Here is a 6,000-nt window from a genome sequence, read left to right on the forward strand (position 1 = left end):
ACATTGTTCGCGACAGCCGAAGTGCTTCATTTTAGTGAACAGTTTCCTTCAACAGCCTACGAAGAGATGTGTTCAGACTGTCAACGATTGAACCGTTCATGTAAAGTCAATTTGAGTATTGTATCGCCCTAAAGTCAATCTCTAGCAACGGTTAAGAGGCAATCAAACGCTGCGAAAGTTGAGTTAGTTAAAATGAGATTTGCAACGTACATCCATCGATTTGTGAGCCTCATCATAATGCCTCACTAATATAATAAGTTATTCTTTCCTTCTACTCTCCTGCCATTCTCGCTCTAAAATCGCCATTTCCCATAGACTCCAAAACTCCTGATCAACGAGCTGACATTCACGTTTTAATCCTTCTTTTTTAAAGCCTACTTTTTCATAAACCGCCAGCGCTCGTTTATTAAAATCAAAAACCCCGAGCTCAACCCGGTGAAGAGCTAATTCAACAAAAGCAACCTCTAGAATTGCTTTTATTAAATCAGTACTTAAACCAAGTCCTCTATATTCCGGAGCAATGAACACCTTCCCGATTCTTGCTGAACGATTCCTCCGGTTAACCCGCCCTAAAGAAATATGCCCGATTACTTCTCCACTTAATTTTGAATGAACGTTATATATGTATGTGGTCGCACTTGTTGAATTTGCCCCTGTGCAATAATCCTGTAGCTGTTCTTCTGTTAAAGGGTACAAAAATTGGGAGCCACTCCATTGAATTAGAAATGCCTCAGATGGAATCCAATCGATTAACCTCTGATAATCTCTTTTTTGAAAATAAGATAATTGAACCATTAGAATTTCCTCTCGACTATTTTTTACCACAATCTTAACACTAAAATTAATTGAAAACTTGAACTTTTCTTTGATTTTTTTTATAATGAAAATATCTAATTAGGAACGGAGGTGGGAAAAATGTGTAATCAAGCTGTTTGTGTGCATGATGGAATGACAAAATTTATGCTCGTTTGTCGTGCCAAATTTGCTGTTTTAGTTGTGGACGGGAGAGATCTGTCCTTTTTAGCAACTAAATAGCTATACACACTCAGCGAAAACACCTTTTTACCCATCATATGGATAGGAATTATTATGGGAAGGGCTATATGGCTCTTCTTTTTTATTTCTATTTTTATTAGGCGGTCGAGGTTCATTTCTCGATCGTCTTTTTGTGTTTATTTTTACTTAGAGAGTCAATCAAACGGCAACTTCTTTTAACAAACGGACTTCAAACTAGGAGGAATTAAAATGATATTATGTCAGATTAAAGATATTACAAAAGATTACGGGGGCCACACGATTTTCGAACAGCTTTCTTTTGAAATCAAAACAGGCGAAAAAATTGGACTTGTTGGTCGAAATGGCAGTGGGAAAAGTACACTAATGAAAATCATCGCCAAGGCTGAAACAAGTGATAATGGTCAAATCCATGTCCAAAAGAACAGGCAAGTCGGCTATTTATCGCAAGGACAAACGACTATATTTGCTGGTACTGCCCGAGATTTTTTATTGACAGCCTTTTCTACCCTAATTCAAATGGAAAAGAAAATACGGAAATTAGAAACTGAAATGCCTCATCAATCTGGTAAAGATTTAGAGAAGTTCATGCATGAATACGGGGAGCTTCAGGAACAGTTTTCCCATTTAGGTGGTTATAAAATTGAAGCAAATATCGAGCAGGTTGCTGCAGGATTAAAAGCTTCCCACTTACTTGACCACCCCTTCTCAAACCTTAGTGGTGGGGAACAAACGAAGATCGAATTAGCAAGAGCTTTATTAAGGAAACCCGACTTACTTTTGCTTGATGAGCCGACAAATCATTTGGATTTAAATGCGATTGAGTGGCTTACACAATTTTTACAAAACTATCCAGGCACCTTTATGGTCATTTCGCATGACCGTTACTTTTTAGATGAAACGGTTGAGAGAATTATCGATTTAGAAGATGGTGAGCTTCACAATTATTTGACGAACTACAGTGGATTTGTGAAGGAAAAAGAAGAGCGATTATTAAAAGAATTCCAAGCTTATCAGGAGCAACAAAAGAAAATCAAAAAAATGAAAGAAGCGATTAAAAGGCTACGCGAATGGGCCAATCAGGCGAATCCGCCCAATGAAGGATTACACAAACGGGCCAGAAATATGGAAAGAGCTTTAGAAAGAATCGAAAAATTAAATCGCCCAACATTAAACCATAAAAAAATGAACCTTGACTTTCAGACCGCTCATCGCAGTGGCAAAGATGTTTTGTCGATAAAAGATTTAAGAAAAGGCTATGATGGACGCGAGCTATTTTCTGATGTCAATATGCATGTCCAATACCAAGAACGAGTTGCTCTTATCGGAGAAAACGGCACAGGTAAATCGACCTTCCTTAAGCTAATTCTCGGGCAGGAAACAGTTGATGCTGGCGAAATAAAACGAGGAAGTAACATAAAAATTGGCTACCTTTCGCAAAAGCTCTATTCCGAACAAACAAAAAGAACAGTGATTGAAGAGTTTCGGGAACATGTCATGCTAACAGAAGGAGAAGCTCGCCAAATTCTAGCCCAATTTCTCTTTTACGGTCATCGTGTTTTCAACCAAGTTTCCTCCCTAAGTGGTGGGGAAAAAATGCGACTCAGACTCGCAATTTTAATGCAACAAAATGTGAATTTATTTGTATTAGATGAACCGACGAATCATCTTGATATCGAATCACGCGAAGTATTAGAGGACACCTTAGAAAATTACAACGGTACCATTTTAGCTGTTTCACACGATCGTTACTTCCTCAATAAGCTTTTTACAAAGATTTATTGGCTTGAAAACAAAAGCCTCTATTCATTTAACGGTGATTACGAATGGGCCAAACAAAAGATCACAGAAATTCGTTTACAGCAAGAGAAGCATGTATCAAAGAAAGAACAACCAACTAAGGAGGATATACAGGTCAGGCCAAAGAGAGAGAAGTCGAAAACATTTGATTTCGAAAAAGAGGTTTTTTTACTTGAAGAACAAATCGCAGCCTTAGATGAACAACTTCAAATGGAAGTAGACCTTGCCACTTTACAAGAGCTTTATCAAAAGAAAGAACAATTAGAGTTAAAATGGGAGCAATTAGTTGAAGAAATTCAATAATAAGATAAGGAGAAAACAATGAAAATAACTTTTAAAGATACATTTGAATTAGGTGATATTATTTTTGAAAATGATTTATTTTCGCATTCCCACTTTGCGAAGGTTAAAATCATGTATGATGCCAATTTTGTTGAGTTTAAAGTAATGCCATCACTGGAACAATTTATCATGGCGGAAAGATATTTAAAAAAGTTCCACCAGAAAAATAACCAAGAGCATGTCAAATTTTTCTTTCCAGAAAATGCAGTTCTTCCAAGTGAGATCAATGAGTATTTGCAGCAATCGGCCTATTCATTTGCTAAAATGGAACTCTATAAAATAAGGGCAGACGATTTCGCTGGAGGTCCCCCTGCCAAAAGCGTTACCGTTGAACAAGTCAACGAGTATAACTTAGAAGATTTTCTAACTTTACATCACCGTTTTAATTCTGAATATGGAAACGAATTTGCTACTAGGAAAAATCAAGTGTTGAAAGAACAATGGAATCAGGTGGATTTTTCATTTTACCTTGCCTATTTTGAGAGCAAACCAGTGGGGGGTTCTCAATGCGATTCAAACGGAAAACGTGATCGAAATTGACAATCTTCATGTTGATGACAACTATCAAAAAAGAGGAATTGGGCGTCAATTGCAAAAAGCCGTCATGAACGAATTTCCTGATAAGACGGTAATCCTTATTGCCGATGGAGATGATACTCCACGTGAAATGTATCAAAAACAAGGCTACCAATATTTAAGTTTTATGTATGAAGTTTTGAAAACATGGGGTAAGTAAAAACAGGCACAAAAGCTATCCTAAAAGCTCTTAACGGAGCTTTTAGGAATTTTTTATTAGGTCCATTACTATTTATCTTTTTTTCGCACTCTAATTTCTCACCACTCGGATTTTCATTACCTATTATCCTTTATTCGTAATGTAATTTCGCTCTGCTTAGCTTTTCATTACTTATTATCCGGTATTCGTAATGTAATTTCGCTCTGCTTGGGTTTTCATTACTTATTATCCCGTATTCGCAATGTAATTCCTCGCCACTTCGATTTTCATTACCTATCCAACTTTAGTCTAAACGTATAAAAAAGAGCCATTCCATAAGGTTGTTTAAAACCCTTACGGAACAGCTCCTCTACTTTTATTATTGCATCAAATTAAATTGCCCTGATTTCATCAACAAGTTTTTGCAGTGCATCGGTTTGATTGCCTGAACGCATTTTTTCTTTCATGAGCATTTCTTTTTGGCTAATCATCTCTAAATGCTCAAGTAAAGATTCCTTCGTTAAGTCTTCTTCTTCCAATGTTAATGAATAGCCTTTTGATTGGAATGACTTAGCATTTAATATTTGATCTCCCCGACTTTGGGCCTTACTTAATGGAATAATGACCATTGGAATTTCTAAAGCTAAAAATTCAAAGATCGCGTTAGAGCCTCCTCGCGTAATTACCAAATCGGTTGTCGCTAAAATATCGGCTAATTCCTCATGAACATATTCAAATTGTTTGTAACCAGATTTATTCAACAGACTCTCATCCAAATTATTTTTCCCACATAAATGAACAATTTGATAGCGTTTAGTTAACTCGTCAATGTTGTCACGGACCGCTTCGTTAATCTTTCTCGCTCCAAGACTACCACCCATAATTAAAAGTACTGGAAGCTGACTATGAAACTCAAGCCACTTTCTTCCTCTTTCCCGAGAACCGCTTAATATCTCTTTCCGAATCGGCGAGCCAATCGCTTCCGTTTTCGCTTCAGGCAAATATTTTTTCGTCTCGTCGAATGACGTAAAAATTTTCGTCGCAAATCGCTGTGAGATTTTATTTGCAAGCCCCGGTGTTAAATCACTTTCATGAATATAAATCGGAATTTTCAACGTAGAAGCTGCAACAATAACAGGCACTGAAACAAAGCCACCCTTTGAAAAAACTAAATCTGGCTTAAGTTTCTTTAAAACGCGTCTTGCATCCACGCACCCTTTCATCACGCGAAAAATATCCTTCACATTTTCAAAATCAATATATCGCCTTAGCTTCCCACTACTGATCGAATGATAAGAAATTCCTGCTTTTTCCGCAAGCTCCTTTTCAATTCCATTTCTAGAGCCAATATAATCAATTTGAAAATCTCCACCTCGTATTTCATTTATAATAGCTAAGTTTGGCGTCACATGTCCTGCTGTTCCCCCACCTGTAAAAACGATCTTTTTCATAATTCCTCCTAGGTTAAACTAATATCAATATAATTATAATAAGAATTTTAGGCAATGAAATCACTTACTAATATCACTTCAGCCCATGTCTGTCGTTTACATGAAAGTAATTGTAATTCTGTATGTATTGTATCACTAAACAATTACCTTGCTAAGATTGTTTGTTAACAATTTTATTATATTTATGGAAATGCTGTACTCAAATCCTTTTGTAATTCATTCAGCTCTTCCCTACTTTCTCCTTTAAAAGACTTTTCACCTTTATTTTTAAAAATAAAAAGCCTCTTTATTTACCAACTCTACTCTAATTATCATTCTATCTTTCTCTCCCTCCCTTTTAATTCTATCGAAAAATAATAATCTCACAAAAAAAGTTCTGAAATATCTGACTTATCATTGTACACAGGGTGAAGACATCATGTAAAATAATGGAGAGCCTGGTACTTCGCTTTTTGGTTAATCTAGCTACGTCCGTTAGAAGCTCGAGAAAAATCGGCCCGCCTATAAAGTCAAAAAGCGACTTTTTAGTCTGCCCTGTATTTTTTCTCGCTTCTGACCAAACGAACTTCGCTTTTTGGTTAATCTAGCTACGTCCGTTAGAAGCTCGAGAAAAATCGGCCCGCCTATAAAGTCAAAAAGCGACTTTTTAGTCTGTCCTGTATTTTTTCTCGCTTTCTG

Annotated in this window: 6 protein-coding genes; 4 read left to right on the top strand and 2 right to left on the bottom strand. The window is 36.5% G+C overall.

The genetic code is table 11. From position 1 onward, the window contains the following. Window positions 1-258: 258 nt before the first annotated feature. Entirely contained in the window at window positions 259-795 is a 537-nt protein-coding gene (locus BALCAV_RS08490; protein WP_003323855.1) for a GNAT family N-acetyltransferase, read from the bottom strand. Window positions 796-915: 120 nt separating this feature from the next. On the opposite strand from BALCAV_RS08490, the gene BALCAV_RS23240 reads away from it, so the two are divergent. From BALCAV_RS23240 to BALCAV_RS21130, 4 genes are all read left to right on the top strand, one after another. After that, a complete protein-coding gene (locus BALCAV_RS23240) occupies window positions 916-1,035 on the top strand; it encodes an RAxF-45 family protein (protein WP_326938300.1) in 120 nt (39 codons plus the stop codon). Between the two features lie 210 nt (window positions 1,036-1,245). After that, window positions 1,246-3,117 carry a ribosomal protection-like ABC-F family protein gene (gene abc-f, locus BALCAV_RS08495; RefSeq protein WP_003323854.1) on the top strand — a complete coding sequence of 624 codons (1,872 nt, stop codon included), beginning with the start codon at window positions 1,246-1,248 and terminating at the stop codon, window positions 3,115-3,117. An 18-nt stretch (window positions 3,118-3,135) separates the two neighbouring features. Beyond that, the gene (locus BALCAV_RS08500; protein WP_052044357.1) at window positions 3,136-3,696 is read left to right on the top strand and encodes a DUF5613 domain-containing protein; all 561 of its coding nucleotides are present in this window, start codon (window positions 3,136-3,138) and stop codon (window positions 3,694-3,696) included. Beyond that, window positions 3,683-3,892: a GNAT family N-acetyltransferase gene (locus BALCAV_RS21130; RefSeq protein WP_052044358.1), complete on the top strand. Its 210-nt coding sequence runs from the start codon at window positions 3,683-3,685 to the stop codon at window positions 3,890-3,892. The genes BALCAV_RS08500 and BALCAV_RS21130 overlap by 14 nt, the downstream gene beginning before the upstream one ends. A 371-nt stretch (window positions 3,893-4,263) precedes the next feature. On the opposite strand, the gene BALCAV_RS08505 is transcribed toward BALCAV_RS21130, so the two are convergent. After that, the gene (locus BALCAV_RS08505; protein ID WP_003323852.1) at window positions 4,264-5,322 is read right to left on the bottom strand and encodes an undecaprenyldiphospho-muramoylpentapeptide beta-N-acetylglucosaminyltransferase; all 1,059 of its coding nucleotides are present in this window, start codon (window positions 5,320-5,322) and stop codon (window positions 4,264-4,266) included. Between the last annotated feature and the right edge of the window lie 678 nt (window positions 5,323-6,000).

The sequence above is a fragment of the Alkalihalobacillus alcalophilus ATCC 27647 = CGMCC 1.3604 genome, assembly GCF_000292245.2.
Taxonomy (GTDB): Bacteria; Bacillota; Bacilli; order Bacillales; family Bacillaceae_D; genus Alkalihalobacillus; species Alkalihalobacillus alcalophilus.